Source organism: Bartonella sp. CL25QHWL (genome assembly GCF_042195335.1).
Taxonomy (GTDB): Bacteria; Pseudomonadota; Alphaproteobacteria; order Rhizobiales; family Rhizobiaceae; genus Bartonella.
The window spans coordinates 24,513-39,272 of the sequence record NZ_JBHIOE010000013.1 but is presented as its reverse complement, the minus strand read 5'-3'; the positions used below and the strand labels follow the sequence as shown (position 1 = coordinate 39,272).

The following is a 14,760-nucleotide window of genomic DNA, read 5'->3' as shown; positions in this document are numbered from 1 at the left end:
TCTTCCCATGATCAACGTGACCAATCGTACCAATATTAACATGCGGTTTTGTTCGTTCAAACTTGCTCTTCGCCATTTGAGCTCTCCATTTTCCGTCCAAGCCAAGGACTAAGTTAAAAATTAATTACCAACCTGAAATTACGCGTATTTCTTTTGAATCTCCAAAGCAACAGCCGAAGGTACAGGCTCGTAATGATCAAACTGCATTGTATACTGCGCACGCCCCTGACTCATAGAGCGAAGAGTATTCACATAACCAAACATATTCGCCAAAGGAACCATTGCATTCACAACCGTTGCAATGCCGCGCGCTTCAGTTCCTGAAATCTGTCCCCGACGAGAATTGAGATCACCAATAACATCACCAACATAATCATCTGGTGTAACAACTTCCACCTTCATGATCGGTTCAAGAAGCTGTGCACCAGCCTTCTTTGCCCCATCACGAAAAGCCGCACGAGCCGCAATCTCAAAAGCCAAAACCGAAGAATCAACATCGTGATAACCACCATCAATGAGAGTCGCTTTTACACCAAGCATAGGAAAGCCCGCAAGAGGACCTGACCCCATAACACTCTCAATCCCCTTTTGGACGCCGGGAATATATTCTTTAGGAACAGCACCACCAACAATCTTTGACTCAAAAATAAAGTCATCACCATCATGAGGCTCAAAAACAATTTTCACACGAGCAAATTGACCGGCACCACCCGATTGCTTCTTATGCGTATAATCAATTTCCGCCATTTTAGTAATTGACTCACGATAAGCAACTTGAGGCTGCCCAACATTTGCTTCAACCTTAAACTCACGCCGCATACGGTCAACAATAATATCAAGATGAAGCTCACCCATTCCAGCTATAATAGTCTGACCAGATTCCTCATCCGATTTAACACGAAATGAAGGATCTTCGGCCGCTAGACGGTTAAGAGCAATACCCATTTTTTCTTGATCTGCTTTTGTTTTCGGCTCAATTGCAATCTCAATAACAGGCTCTGGAAATTCCATCCTCTCCAAAACAACAGGCTTCAAAGGATCACAAAGAGTATCCCCAGTTGTCGTCTCCTTAAGTCCTGCAAGAGCAACAATATCACCAGCAAATGCTTCTTCAATATCCTCACGAGAATTTGAATGCATTTGAAGCATACGCCCCAAACGCTCTTTCTTCTTTTTCACAGTATTCTCAAGAGAAATACCTTTCTGAACTTTACCTGAGTAAATACGACAAAACGTCAATGAACCAACAAAAGGATCATTCATAATTTTAAAAGCAAGCATAGATAGCGGAGCATCATCAGAAGATTCGCGTGTCGTCTCAGCCTCAGTCTTTACATCAATACCCTTAATCGCCGGAATATCAACTGGAGAAGGAAGATAGGAAACAACAGCATCCAAAAGTGGCTGCACCCCCTTGTTTTTAAAAGCCGTACCACAAAGAACCGGATGAAACTGAACTTCTACTGTCCCCCTACGAATGAGAGAAACAAGCTGCTCGTTGGTTGGCATAACACCCTCTAAATAAGCCTCTGTCGCTGCTTCATCAACCTCCACAGCCATCTCAATCAATTTCTCGCGATATTCTTCAGCTTTCTCCTTTAAATCAGAGGGAATTTCACTTATCACCGCCGAGGCACCAATAGAACCATCCCACTTTAAAGCCTTCATTTCTACAAGATCAACAACACCTTCAAAGTCATTTTCAGCGCCAATCGGCAACTGCAAAACAAGCGCTTTAGCACCCAACCGAGAACCAACCATCTCCACACTACGATAAAAGTCAGCTCCTATTTTGTCCATTTTATTAACAAAAACCATACGAGGCACGCGATATTTCTCAGCTTGCCGCCAAACAGTTTCCGTCTGAGGCTCCACACCAGCATTTGCATCCAACAAGGCTATTGCGCCATCAAGAACACGCAAAGAGCGCTCAACTTCAATCGTAAAATCAACGTGCCCTGGCGTATCAATAATATTAAAGCGACGCTTCCGACCGTCCTGCCCTTCCCAAAACGTCGTTGTCGCAGCAGACGTAATCGTAATACCGCGCTCCTGCTCCTGCTCCATCCAATCCATCGTAGAAGCACCATCATGGGTCTCGCCAATTTTATGATTCTTACCGGTATAGAACAGAATACGTTCAGTCATCGTAGTCTTACCAGCATCAATATGCGCCATAATACCAAAATTACGATAATCTTCAATTTTATATTCGCGAGCCATTATATTTGCCTTAGTTTAAAACTTCTACCAGCGATAGTGAGAAAAAGCACGATTAGCTTCAGCCATACGATGAACATCTTCACGCTTTTTCACGGCAGAACCACGATTATTAGCCGCATCCATCAATTCACCAGATAAACGCTCAACCATCGTCGTTTCATTTCGACCACGCGCCGCCGCAATCAACCAACGAATAGCAAGAGCCTGACGACGATCAGGACGAACATCAATCGGAACTTGATAAGTAGCACCACCAACACGGCGTGAACGAACCTCAATATGAGGAGCAACATTCTCTAAGGCCCGATGAAATAGAGCCACAGGATCTGTTTTTACTCTTTTTTCTACAGAATCGAGTGCACCATAAACAATACGCTCTGCAACTGATTTTTTACCATCAAACATAATGGCATTCATAAATTTCATAATAACCAAATCACCAAATTTTGGATCTGGATTAATCTCACGCTTTTCTGCTCTATGACGACGGGACATTGGCTTTGTCTCTCAATATTATTTTGGACGCTTTGCGCCATACTTTGAACGACGCTGTTTACGATTCTTGACACCCTGGGTATCAAGCAAACCACGAATAATGTGATAACGAACTCCTGGCAAATCTTTTACACGACCACCACGAATCATCACAACAGAGTGCTCTTGAAGATTATGTCCCTCTCCAGGAATATAACCAATCACCTCAAATCCATTCGTCAAGCGAATTTTAGCAACTTTACGAAGAGCAGAATTAGGTTTCTTCGGCGTTGTTGTATAAACACGCGTACAAACACCACGCTTCTGCGGATTCGACTGCAGAGCAGGAACCTTATTACGTTTAACTGGCGCCACACGCGGCTTACGAATCAACTGGTTTACGGTAGGCATGCAACCTTCCTCTTTTTGATCTATATTCTTCTCACCCAATCGGGCTTTTCTATTTTCATTTCCATCCACCCCAACAGAATCGGAACAGATATTTAAGTCTACACACAAAATCGGGCACACCTGCAAAAAACAGTTTACCCGACCATAAGCAGAGAAGGCAGTAGCCTTTTGCACTAGGATTTACTTTTAATCTTCTTAACACCTGTGAATAATCTTCCGGTTCATATCCAAAGCACCTGATTACACCCACATCGGCTATATCCATCTCTAATAGCGAGAACACGTACATTCGTCAAGAACTAAACAGCAGAAAGTTTTTAAAAATGAAAATAAATTAAATTTTAAAGCTTTAAATTTGCTTTTACCGCTACTCTTGATAAATCAATTTACCATAAGTAATATCCCTATAAATAAAAAAGTAGCGATATGACTGTAGCAAAACATAAATGCAGTAAATTGAGCAGTAAATTGAATTGCATATTTGATATCTAATGATGAGCGCCATGAAAATAGCAACGTGGAATATTGCCGGGATAAAAGCACGACATGAAACATTATGTCAATGGCTGCAGCAAAGCCAGCCGGACATAGTCTGTTTACAGGAAATTAAAAGTATTGATGAAAATTTTCCACGCGATGCAATTGAAAGTTTAGGTTACCATATAGAAACACACGGACAAAAAAGTTTTAATGGCGTTGCGATTCTCTCTAAAAAAACACCAGATGAAGTGATCCGTCGATTACCAGGCAATGATAATGATAAACAAACACGTTACATTGAAGCAGTTTATTCAACAAACAAAGGTGTTGTTCGTGTTGCATCTCTCTATTTGCCAAATGGGAATCCTATTGAGAGTGAAAAATATTCCTATAAGATAGAATGGATGGAAAGATTATATACACATGCAAAATCATTGCTTGCGTATGAAGAACCCCTTATTCTAGCGGGTGATTATAATGTCATCCCCGCTCCATTAGATGCAAAAAAACCTCAAGAATGGTATCAAGATGCCTTATTTCTTGGAGAAACAAGAAAAGCATTCCAACGTATTCTTCATTTAGGTTTTTATGATGCTATCCGGAATGTCACCGATACTCCCTCCTTCAGTTTTTGGGATTTTCAGGCAGGTGCCTGGCCTAAGAATAATGGGATTCGCATTGATCATTTATTATTATCACCAGAAGCTGTTGATCAACTAATTTGCGCTCATAGCCAAGCAGAAGTAAGGGGATATCAAAAACCATCCGACCACGTTCCTGTTTGGATTCACCTTAATATCAATTAAGAAAGTACAATCCTCATTTCATGAGACAACAAAAAAAAATCCACTCAAAAATAATAACTATGCTACAGCATATAAACAGTATATCTTAAGCAACTAAAATAAAAATAAATGAATGGAGGACATAAATGAAGAAATCATTGTTAATGCTTATTGCAGCAACGGCCATTGGATTCTCAAGTTTCGCACATGCTGAACATGATACTCTTGAAAAAATAAAACGAACAGGGGAAATTACTTTAGGTGTCCGTGAATCATCTGGTTTAGCCTACGCCCTTGGTAATAATAAATATGTAGGTTTTCATACAGAAATGGCAGAACGGATCATTGATGATATCTCAAAAAAAATTGGTAAACCAATTAAAATTCATTATCTTCCCATCACTTCTCAAAATAGAATTCCTCTCTTAAAAAATAAAACCTATGATTTTGAGTGCGGCTCAACAACACATGATCTTGCCCGCAGTAAAGAAGCAGCATTTGCTTATACGACATACATTGAGGAGGTTCGGATTGCTGTAAAGAAAAATTCTAACATTAAATCTCTTGAGGATTTAAATGGAAAAACAGTTGCAACGACCACCGGTACAACATCTGTTCAACTTATTCGTAAAAATAAACGTGCAAAAAACATTCAGTTTAAAGTTTTAAAGGGGAAAGATCACGGAGATAGTTTTTTGTTATTAGAATCTGGTAAGGCAGATGCTTTTGTCATGGACGCTTCAATTCTTGCTGGACATATTGCTAAATCAAAGAATCCATCTGATTATGTCATTCTTGATACTGTACTTTCAGTCGAACCTATTGCCTGTATGCTCAGATTAAATGACAAAAAATTTGAACAAACAATCAACGATAGTATCGTACGTCAGATTAAAGATGAATCACTGGAAAAGCTTTATAATAAGTGGTTTATGAAACCGATCCCACCTGCTAACACTGTTATGAACCTTCCCTTGTCAAAACAAACAAGATATGCTTGGGATCACCCAAATAATAAACCTCGAGAAAGCTACGCAGAAAAAGATTTATAGAATTTAATAAAAAAGAACCACACTCTTTTGAAATTGAGTGTGGTTTATATTTTAATTCACTTTTTAATAAATTTGGCCTATGTAGATGCGCTTGGTTTATTGCCCTATTTGTGAATGACTAATTTGAGGGAATATCAATTAATGGACTTTTCTTTCCTTTGTAGAGATGACCTTACTCAAACATTGGTAACAGGATGCTTGGGGACTCCCGGCGTGAGCCATACCTATTTAGATACACTTCTCGATGGCTTTAAAAATACGGTTATATTGTCTATCACTTCACTTATATTAGCTGTATTGTGTGGTGTTGTTATAGGAACAATGCGCACTTTACCTAAAACATCCATAACCAATTATATATTTCGCACTATCGGTACTATTTGGGTAGAGATTATGCGTAATATTCCCCTCCTTGTACAAGTGTTTTTGTGGTATTTTGTTGTTCCGAAGATTTATCCACCAGCGATGAAATTTTCCCCCATTCTCTTAATAACATGCGCATTGGGATTCTTTACATCTGCACGCATTGCAGAACAGGTTCGTTCAGGCATTGAAGCGATTCCTTCTGGACAACGCTATGCTGCTATGGCAATGGGGTTTACAACTTATCAAAGTTATCGCTATATTATACTACCACGTGCTATACGTGCAATTATGCCACCTCTTACTTCAGAAGCAATGGGCATTGTGAAAAATTCGTCTATAGCATTCGCCGTTTCAATAAATGAGCTCATGCAATTTCAATACCAAGCAATTGAAGAGGTAAGCCATGTTTACGAAAATTATTTACTTGTTACGGCTCTTTATATTCTAATAGCCTTATTCGTATTCATTGTGATGACAGTCATTGAACAAATACTCAAAATTCCTAATTTTCAAACAAAGGGAAATTGAATATGATGAATTTCATAAGCTCTCAGTTTGGACTTTATTCTCCTTTCAATTTTTCCGACTTTGATTTTTCCTTTTTTACCTTTGATGTATTTCGTTCTTACATTTTATCAGGTTTACTCTTTAGCGTTTTTCTAACTCTTTTTGCAACGGTGTTGGGGTTTGTTTTCGGTACGCTTCTAGCAATGATGCGCCTTTCTTCCATAAAACTTCTTTCTTGGTTTGCAATAGGTTACATAACAGCTATGCGTTCAATACCACTTGTGATGGTTATCTTATGGTTTTTCGTGCTTCTACCTTTTTTAACCGGTATATCCATCGGTGCAAATAAATCAGCACTCATTACCTTTACCGCATTTGAAACGGCTTATTTTGCTGAGATTATGCGTGCTGGAATCAATTCAGTTCCGCAAGGACAAAAATATGCAGGACAAGCTCTTGGAATGACATATTGGCAAAGTATGTACATTGTCATTCTTCCTCAAGCCTTTAGAGATATGCTTCCAGTCTTTTTAACACAAGTTATTATCCTTTTTCAGGATACAACCCTTGTTTATGCCATCAGTGGTCATAGCCTTTTGAATGGTTTTGATATTGCTGCTAATAATTTTGGTGTAAAGCAAGAAGCTTATATCTTAGCAGCTATTTTCTATTTTGTTATCTGTTTTACACTGTCACAAATAGTTTTGTATTTACAAAAAAAAGTATCCATTATTCGCTAACAGGAAAAAAAATGTCTACTCATATGATCGAAATAAAAAATGTTTCTAATTGGTATGGCGAAATTAAAGTCCTTAAAAACTGTACAACCAACATTAATAAAGGAGAAGTCGTTGTCGTTTGTGGTCCATCAGGCTCCGGAAAGTCAACACTCATTAAAACTATTAACGCTCTCGTCCCTTTTCAAAAAGGTGAAATTTGGATTAATGGAATACCAGTTCATTCAAAAAAAACGAATCTGCCTAAATTGCGAAGTCAGGTAGGAATGGTGTTTCAACACTTCGAGCTTTTCCCCCATTTATCTGTCACAGAAAATTTGACAATTGCACAAATCAAAGTCCTAAAACGAAGCAAAAAAGAAGCACTTGAACGTGGATTGTTATATCTTGAACGCGTTGGACTCATTGAACACAAAGATAAATATCCTGGTCAACTTTCTGGAGGGCAACAACAACGTGTTGCTATTGCACGTGCCTTAACTATGGATCCACTTGTCATGCTTTTTGATGAACCAACATCTGCTCTCGATCCTGAAATGGTAGGTGAAGTACTCGATGTCATGATTAGCTTAGCAGAAGAAGGTATGACGATGATTTGTGTAACCCATGAAATGGGATTTGCACAAAAAGTCTCGGAGCGTGTTATTTTCATAGATCAAGGAACAATTCTTGAAGACTGTTCATCTAAAGAGTTCTTTTCTGATCCGCAAGCAAGAAAACCGAGAACGCAAGAATTTTTGTCTAAAATCCTAAGTCATTAGTCGTTATATTGTCATAAAAAGTTATCTTTACTATGAACTTGTATACAAGGAAACAGAGTTTAATATAAGATGAGAGAATGTAAAAATATTACAATCAGATGTTTAAAAACTGTTATTCTTTAAAATCTCAGCAACCAGTGAAATTGCTGTACGTCTCTCAGATTCATTACAAAGAGCAAAAGCCTCTTCTTGTAAAGGGTGAATCCAATTTTTGTCTTTTACGTTAGCTTTTTCATAGGCAGCAGTTAACATTGCTGCCCCACGGACAATTTTTCCTTCTTTAAGCAGTATATTTCCAAGCATTGCTTGGGCGGAAGGATTTCCTTTTTTTGCTGAAAGTTGAAACCATCGTGCTGCTTGTATAAGATTTTTCTCCCTTCCCTCTCCCTTTAAAAATATTTTTCCTAAATGATACTGAGCTTTAGGATTTCCATAGTTTACCGCAGCCTGCATATAAAGATGAGCAGCATAAGAAGGATCAGGTTTCACAGGTGATTGAGGAATACCTTTTTTTATATATCCCGCAAGTTTAACCAATGCGTCAGAAACATAACTTTCATCCTCTGAACCAAGATCAGCACCTTTTTCAACAATATATGCAAAAAAATTATATGCCTTATAATCATTTTTAGAGACACCATCACCGTTTGCATAGATAGAGCCAAGTTTCCAATTCGCACCAATATGGCCTCTCTTAGCTGCACAACGTAATGCTGCAATAGCCTGATTTATATGCCCATTTTTATAAGCAGACATGCCACGTTTTAAAAAATAAAACGAACCATCATTCGCTTCTTGCAAGCTATTGACATCTATTACATAAACAGTCGAAAAGAATCCCCCTAAAATCACAACAATCGTGACTTTTTTCCATATCTGAAACCTATTAACCATTTCCCCCTACCTCAATTTTAATGATTATATCTGTTACGAATTTCTTTGTAGATATTTAAACTCTTTTTCTTAGTAAGAAGCATACGCAATTTTAAAGTAAAAATTTTAAAAGAAAAAACAAATAGATAAAAACCATCCAAAATGTTCGATAAAATTAAGTATCCATTTTTATATATAACAAATTGATTTTTAAATATAAATCATCATTCTATATTTTGTAACACATCCTTTAACATTCTAAGATTTATCGATCTTAAAATTTTATACGTATGAGCAAAAATCGTTCAATAAAATAACGTGCATTAAACAGCAACTTGAGAACGAAGAGAATACATGATGAATGGTAAGCGTTTAAGTATAAAAAACAATACGAAAGATGGATAAATATAATGATGATAATTAACTTATAACTTCACGACTGCCTTACCACCTTAAGGATGAAGTTTTTTATCTCCGTCAATCTATAAACAATACAGCTTTTTATTTAACGGATTGCACCTGACATCATTTCACATGGGGTTACTTCATACTTTACACACAAGTTCTACCTTAGAATACTCACCACTCATACAAAAAAATACCACATGTGTAATTTTACATACCTTATATTGCTACTCTAAATGATGATATTTTACAGTAATAAAGCAAGAAATTGATTTATAATTATAATTTTCCTTTTTGCATGTTGAATGAGGCCCTCGAATATCGTAAGATTCTCTCATTCCAAACGTGCTCCATGTTAAATCAATCAAAATCATCCGCTTGCACATTACAAGCAGAGAAAGCTATGTGGATAAAAACTCTGTGTAAGAAAGAACTAAAAATGCCTCTTATGAACGGTCTTAAGTGCCAAGGGCTGTCCGGATTGGACAGAATGGTGCCGGCGCTTGTTACTTCACAAGCATAAAGAAGGGAAGCCCAATGGATTTACCGTTATACCATTCATGATCTACGTCGTGGAATAGGCTTGGACGCCTTAAAAGATGTCTCTTTAATGATAAACATAAAACAATGGATTTCAGTAGAGATTTTATGATCGTTCATGAAAAACTAACAAAAGAAAAAGTTGAAATCAATCTAACCGCTCTAAAGCAACAAATATTTTTTTCTGCGCTGCACGCAGTTCTACAACCCTGTTCCGCTCACGCTCAACAATTTCTGCTTTTGCATTTGCTATAAATTTGGGGTTGTTTAACTTAAGCGATATTTTTTCAATATCTTGTTCAATTTTACTGACATCCTTCCTCAAACGAACACGTTCAGCCTCCAAATCAATCAACTGTCCTAATGGTAAACAAAAAACAGCCTCTCCCAAAATCATTTGTGCTGATATTTCCGGAACTTTATCAGAGAAATCAATAACTTCAATACGCGCTAATTTTTTAAGAAGTGCATCATAACGCTTCACACGCTCTCGCGTTACTTCCCCTCCTTCAACAACAACAAGAGGTGCTTGTGTCGCCACTGGAATATTCATTTCAAAACGTACAGACCGAATCCCCGTGACGACATCAATAAGCCAATTAATATCATCAGCAGCTTCTTCATCTATCAATGTTTCCTCTGGCCATTTTGTCAATGCGAGCATATCCTCACGCTTGATGGCTTGCGTTTCTGTAAGAGACCACAACTCTTCCGTCATATAAGGCATAAAAGGATGAAGAAGTTTATAAACTTCATCTAAAACCCAAGCAGTACAAGCTTGAGCCTCATTTTTAGCATCTTCATTTTCCCCCTGAAAAATAGGTTTGAGAAGCTCCAAATACCAATCACATAATGTATTCCAAATGAAACGGTAAAGAGTGGCAGCTGACTCATTAAATTTATAGTGTTCAATACCAGTCGTAACTGCTGAAATTGTTTTAGATAACTCTGTTAAAATCCAACGATTAAGCGCCAGTTTTGCTTGTTCTGGTTTAAAAGCTGGATCATGCTTCACACCATTCATCTGTGCAAATCGGGTAGCATTCCACAATTTCGTAGCAAAATTACGATAACCAGCAATACGGGAAACATCAAGTTTTACATCACGACCTTGTGCTGCCATAATAGCTAAAGTAAATCGAAGTGCATCAGCACTATATTGATCAATAAGCTCTAAGGGATCAATAATATTTCCCTTTGATTTTGACATCTTTGCGCCCTTTTGATCCCGCACAAGAGCATGCACATAAACCGTTGGGAAAGGAACGTCACCCATAAAGTGAAGTCCCATCATCATCATACGAGCAACCCAGAAAAAAATAATATCAAATCCTGTCACAGATAAAGATGTTGGGTAAAAAGTAGATAATTCAGTCGTTTTATTTGGCCATCCTAATGTTGAAAAAGGCCAAAGAGCTGATGAAAACCACGTATCTAAAACATCCGGATCACGGATTAAGTCAACAACCTCACCATAATGAGCAAAAGCTGAATCTAAAGCCTCTTTTTCACTTTTTTCAACAAAAACCGTTCCATCAGGACCATACCAAGCAGGAATCTGATGTCCCCACCATAATTGGCGAGAAATGCACCAAGGTTGAATATTCTGCATCCAATTGAAGTAAGTCTTTTTCCAGTTATCGGGAACAAACTGCGTTTTTCCTTGTTGAACAGCCTCTATCGCTGGCTTTGCTAATTCAGCAGCATGAACATACCATTGATCTGTCAAAAAAGGCTCAATAGGGACACCACTGCGATCTCCATGAGGAACCATATGGGTATGATCATCAACAGAAGCTAAATATCCCTGTTCTTCCATCAAAGAAATAATCTTCTGGCGAGCAACAAAACGATCAGATTTATCGAGATTTTCTACTAACATTTTTAATTCATCTGATAAAATCAAACCATCGAAAAATGCTTCATTTTCACGAAGAAAAATTTCGGCTTTTTGGGTAAAAATATTGATCAAGCGTAAATGATTACGCTGTCCTACTTCAAAGTCATTAAAGTCATGAGCTGGTGTGATTTTTACAGCACCACTTCCAGCCTCAGGATCAGCATGGCTATCACCCACAATTAATAACCTACGACCAACAAGCGGCAAAAGAGCATTTTTACCGATAAGATTTTTATAACGCTCATCTTCAGGATTAACAGCAATTCCTGTATCACCAAGCATTGTTTCTGGTCGTGTTGTCGCCACTGTTATAAAAGTTGTAGCATCATTTGGATCAAAAGTTTTACCTTCAAGTGGATATCTAAAGTGCCACAAATGTCCTTGAACTTCTTTTTGCTCAACTTCAAGATCTGAAATAGCTGTCAACAATTTAGGATCCCAATTAACGAGACGCTTATCCCTATATATCAACCCTTGCTTATAAAGCGTGACAAAGACTTCACGAACCGCCTGCGACAACCCCTCATCCATTGTAAACCGCTCACGCGACCAATCACATGAAACCCCAAGGCGACGCAACTGGTTTGCAATAACGCCTCCAGTTTCATAACGCCATTCCCAAATACGCTCAATAAACTTTTCTCTCCCCATTTCTTGACGCGTTGGCTCTTGACGTTCTGCAAGTTGACGCTCCACAACCATTTGTGTAGCAATCCCAGCATGATCCATACCAGGCTGCCACAACACATTTTTGCCACGCATCCGCTGAAATCTAACTATTATATCTTGAATTGTCGTATTGAGCGCATGCCCCATATGAAGTGAGCCTGTAACATTAGGAGGTGGAAGCATAACGCAAAAAGGCTCTGCATCGCTTTTAGAACCAGCTCCCGCTTTAAAAGCCCCACGAGTCTCCCATCTCTTTGCAACCCGTTGCTCTATAGAGGAAGCATCATAGTTTTTTTCTAACATTCTATCCATCCATAACGCCGCTGAAAAACACAATATATGATCAAAACCTGATCAGAATCTCGTGAATCTCAGCCATTCACTAGAGAGCTCGCAAAATCGCAAACAAAATCCCCATAAAATGAAAAACATAAAAATAATTAAGACGATTTTTTAATCGCCTTCACAATCTCTTCACGCAAAATATCTTCCAGCAAAATAGGCAATTTAGACTGTAACCATTCTGCTATAGCCGGACGCAACACATCCTTTGCAATCTTTTCTGCAGAAGAAATACAATATGCAGACAATTCCACATGACCATCCCTTCCTGCATCTGACTGTGATTTCCTTATCTCATCTTCATATTCTTTTGCTTTATAAACAGAATTCCGTTCTTCAGAAGAAAGCTTCATCTTTTGCATATCCATACCAACTGTATTATTTTCCGCCTCTATATCCTCTTTCTCTTGCGTTATCTTCCCCCCTTGATTTTCAGATGAAAGACCAATACGATCAGCTAAAGCTTTCATAGCATCATCAACCGATAAGGCTGTATCATAAATACTCTCTGATGCAACTTCTGAAGCATTCACTGCAACATCTTCATTTAAAAAGTGATCAGATTGAACCGCATTTTCTTCGATTATTTCACGAATAGATGTTAAAATTTCATCCATACTTGGCTCACGTAACACGCTTGAACTCTGTACCATACTTTACAACCTCTCAAAGACGCAACAACAAATAGAATCATATTTTCAGTGTATGCAAAAGAATTATAAGATCAACATGCCTCCCACGATATTTTCAAATATGCTTGTCATAAAGAGGGCGCTACACACAGTTTTCTACACTTTATAAAGATAATATCTCGCCGCAATATTTTTTAACATATTCAACTGTTGATTTACTAATCTTTTAAAAACTAAAATAATTTAAGATTAAAGAGATACTTTTATACATTATCGGATATATTTAATTGTTTTTAAACCTAAATAACTTGCAGTCAATTTACCAATAGAAGATTGAACACTATAGCTCGCCACAACAGCATTACGCTCCGCCATTGCAAGCGCAATCTGAGCATTAATCAATAGAGTACGAGAATTTAAAACATCCAGCGTCGTTGCTTGCCCTACGCGATTTTCTTGAACACGACCTTTCAGAGCAATTTCAGCAGCACGAACACTTTCACGGTAAGCAATAACAGATGAGCGTGCACCCTCCAACTGAAACCAAGCAGAAGTCAGTGCTTGCCTCGTATTACTATGCGCCAAATCGAGTTGAAGCTGCGCCTGTCCAAGCTGTTCCCTTGATTGGCGAATTTGCGCAGACGTACGCCCTCCTTCAAAGATTGGGACACTTACTGACAATCCTACAGATTTAGAAACGCCATCTTCTCCAACCCCGCTGTAGATTCGATTATAAGATGCTGTTGCAGAAAAATCAACTTTAGGGAGCAATGCCCCTTCTTTCGCCTTTACATTATAAGCACTCGCATCAACTAAATATTTAGCATAAAGGATTGCTGGATGCATCACAACACTCATTTGGTAAGCCATATCAAGGTTGACGGGAAAATCTTTGGCTATGGGTGGGCGTTTTAACTTTTCAGGATCAGAACCAATAACTTGTCGATACACTGCCTCTGCTGCTTTTACATCAGCACGAGCAAGACTCAGCTCTGAAACCGCCACGGAACGTGCAGCTTGAGCTTGAGCAAGATCAACATGCCCTCCTTCACCCACATCAAATTTTGCTTTATTGGAACGAACGTGTTCCTCAAGAGCTGCCAAATTTTCTCTCCGAAGATCGGCAACACGACGTGCGTGATAGACATTAGCATAAGCGGTCACCACCTCTAGAAACGTATTTTGTTCAACATTACGAAGATATTCACGCTGAGCCTGCAACTTAACTTGAGCTGAAGAAAAGATATGTTGCGTGATAAAACCATCAAATAATCTTTGATTTAATCTCACTCCTATAGATCCAGAAGTGACATAAGGACCTGTAAAAGACTTATTCCGCCCATAGTTCCCAACCCCCTCAACTTGTGGCAATAACCCTGATCGCGCAATGACAACATCATCACTGGATATACGCACAGCTGCACGTTCACTATTCAACTTAGCATTATATTTATAAGCCTTAGAAAAGGCATCCATCAATGTTTCAGCACAAACAGTCTCTGATAGTAAAACACTCAACACCAGTAATAAACATGCCTGAAACTTCTTGTTTATTCTAAACATAATACACACAATAACAAACCCCAAATAAATTACAAAATTA

The 14,760-nt window shown here is 38.3% G+C and carries 12 protein-coding genes and 1 pseudogene; 5 read left to right on the top strand and 8 right to left on the bottom strand.

Going from position 1 to position 14,760, the window contains the following annotated elements; genetic code table 11:
- The 4 genes and pseudogenes from ACFILY_RS07710 to rpsL form a co-directional block, all read right to left on the bottom strand.
- Positions 1 to 76, bottom strand: a pseudogene (locus ACFILY_RS07710) (elongation factor Tu); the annotation flags it as partial.
- A gap of 62 nt (positions 77 to 138) precedes the next feature.
- On the bottom strand, positions 139 to 2,223 hold the full coding sequence (fusA, locus tag ACFILY_RS07705) for an elongation factor G (protein ID WP_375632621.1): 2,085 nt from the start codon (positions 2,221 to 2,223) through the stop codon (positions 139 to 141).
- 24 nt (positions 2,224 to 2,247) lie between these two features.
- The gene (gene rpsG, locus ACFILY_RS07700) at positions 2,248 to 2,718 is read right to left on the bottom strand and encodes a 30S ribosomal protein S7 (RefSeq protein ID WP_273791452.1); all 471 of its coding nucleotides are present in this window, start codon (positions 2,716 to 2,718) and stop codon (positions 2,248 to 2,250) included.
- 18 nt (positions 2,719 to 2,736) lie between these two features.
- Positions 2,737 to 3,108, bottom strand: a complete 372-nt coding sequence (gene rpsL / locus ACFILY_RS07695; RefSeq protein ID WP_005773262.1) for a 30S ribosomal protein S12 — start codon at positions 3,106 to 3,108, stop codon at positions 2,737 to 2,739.
- Positions 3,109 to 3,611: 503 nt separating this feature from the next.
- On the opposite strand from rpsL, the gene xth reads away from it, so the two are divergent.
- From xth to ACFILY_RS07670, 5 genes are all read left to right on the top strand, one after another.
- On the top strand, positions 3,612 to 4,394 hold the full coding sequence (xth, locus tag ACFILY_RS07690) for an exodeoxyribonuclease III (RefSeq protein ID WP_273791451.1): 783 nt from the start codon (positions 3,612 to 3,614) through the stop codon (positions 4,392 to 4,394).
- A 125-nt stretch (positions 4,395 to 4,519) separates the two neighbouring features.
- The gene (locus ACFILY_RS07685) at positions 4,520 to 5,425 is read left to right on the top strand and encodes a transporter substrate-binding domain-containing protein (RefSeq protein ID WP_375631472.1); all 906 of its coding nucleotides are present in this window, start codon (positions 4,520 to 4,522) and stop codon (positions 5,423 to 5,425) included.
- 141 nt (positions 5,426 to 5,566) lie between these two features.
- Positions 5,567 to 6,319 carry an amino acid ABC transporter permease gene (locus tag ACFILY_RS07680; RefSeq protein ID WP_273791449.1) on the top strand — a complete coding sequence of 251 codons (753 nt, stop codon included), beginning with the start codon at positions 5,567 to 5,569 and terminating at the stop codon, positions 6,317 to 6,319.
- 2 nt (positions 6,320 to 6,321) lie between these two features.
- Positions 6,322 to 7,038 (top strand): amino acid ABC transporter permease, encoded by a 717-nt coding sequence (locus ACFILY_RS07675; RefSeq protein ID WP_273791448.1) that lies wholly within the window; start codon positions 6,322 to 6,324, stop codon positions 7,036 to 7,038.
- Positions 7,039 to 7,049: 11 nt separating this feature from the next.
- Complete coding sequence (locus tag ACFILY_RS07670; RefSeq protein ID WP_273791447.1) at positions 7,050 to 7,796, top strand: amino acid ABC transporter ATP-binding protein; 747 nt, start codon at positions 7,050 to 7,052, stop codon at positions 7,794 to 7,796.
- A 102-nt stretch (positions 7,797 to 7,898) separates the two neighbouring features.
- Here ACFILY_RS07670 and ACFILY_RS07665 read toward each other — a convergent pair whose 3' ends face one another.
- The 4 genes from ACFILY_RS07665 to ACFILY_RS07650 form a co-directional block, all read right to left on the bottom strand.
- Entirely contained in the window at positions 7,899 to 8,690 is a 792-nt protein-coding gene (locus ACFILY_RS07665; protein WP_375631473.1) for a tetratricopeptide repeat protein, read from the bottom strand.
- Between the two features lie 1,072 nt (positions 8,691 to 9,762).
- Positions 9,763 to 12,486, bottom strand: coding sequence for a valine--tRNA ligase (locus ACFILY_RS07660; protein ID WP_375637775.1), 2,724 nt, complete (start codon positions 12,484 to 12,486; stop codon positions 9,763 to 9,765).
- A 137-nt stretch (positions 12,487 to 12,623) separates the two neighbouring features.
- A complete protein-coding gene (locus ACFILY_RS07655; RefSeq protein WP_273791444.1) occupies positions 12,624 to 13,178 on the bottom strand; it encodes a DUF2497 domain-containing protein in 555 nt (184 codons plus the stop codon).
- Positions 13,179 to 13,427: 249 nt separating this feature from the next.
- A complete protein-coding gene (locus ACFILY_RS07650; RefSeq protein WP_375637776.1) occupies positions 13,428 to 14,720 on the bottom strand; it encodes a TolC family outer membrane protein in 1,293 nt (430 codons plus the stop codon).
- Positions 14,721 to 14,760 lie beyond the last annotated feature (40 nt).

Excerpts from the sequence above, each read along its gene's own strand:
- fusA (WP_375632621.1), bottom strand. The coding sequence starts at position 2,223 with ATGGCTCGCGAATATAAAATTGAAGATTATCGTAATTTTGGTATTATG.
- rpsG (WP_273791452.1), bottom strand. The coding sequence starts at position 2,718 with ATGTCCCGTCGTCATAGAGCAGAAAAGCGTGAGATTAATCCAGATCCA.
- rpsL (WP_005773262.1), bottom strand. The coding sequence starts at position 3,108 with ATGCCTACCGTAAACCAGTTGATTCGTAAGCCGCGTGTGGCGCCAGTT.
- xth (WP_273791451.1), top strand. The coding sequence starts at position 3,612 with ATGAAAATAGCAACGTGGAATATTGCCGGGATAAAAGCACGACATGAA.
- ACFILY_RS07685 (WP_375631472.1), top strand. The coding sequence starts at position 4,520 with ATGAAGAAATCATTGTTAATGCTTATTGCAGCAACGGCCATTGGATTC.
- ACFILY_RS07680 (WP_273791449.1), top strand. The coding sequence starts at position 5,567 with ATGGACTTTTCTTTCCTTTGTAGAGATGACCTTACTCAAACATTGGTA.
- ACFILY_RS07675 (WP_273791448.1), top strand. The coding sequence starts at position 6,322 with ATGATGAATTTCATAAGCTCTCAGTTTGGACTTTATTCTCCTTTCAAT.
- ACFILY_RS07670 (WP_273791447.1), top strand. The coding sequence starts at position 7,050 with ATGTCTACTCATATGATCGAAATAAAAAATGTTTCTAATTGGTATGGC.
- ACFILY_RS07665 (WP_375631473.1), bottom strand. The coding sequence starts at position 8,690 with ATGGTTAATAGGTTTCAGATATGGAAAAAAGTCACGATTGTTGTGATT.
- ACFILY_RS07660 (WP_375637775.1), bottom strand. The coding sequence starts at position 12,486 with ATGTTAGAAAAAAACTATGATGCTTCCTCTATAGAGCAACGGGTTGCA.
- ACFILY_RS07655 (WP_273791444.1), bottom strand. The coding sequence starts at position 13,178 with ATGGTACAGAGTTCAAGCGTGTTACGTGAGCCAAGTATGGATGAAATT.
- ACFILY_RS07650 (WP_375637776.1), bottom strand. The coding sequence starts at position 14,720 with ATGTTTAGAATAAACAAGAAGTTTCAGGCATGTTTATTACTGGTGTTG.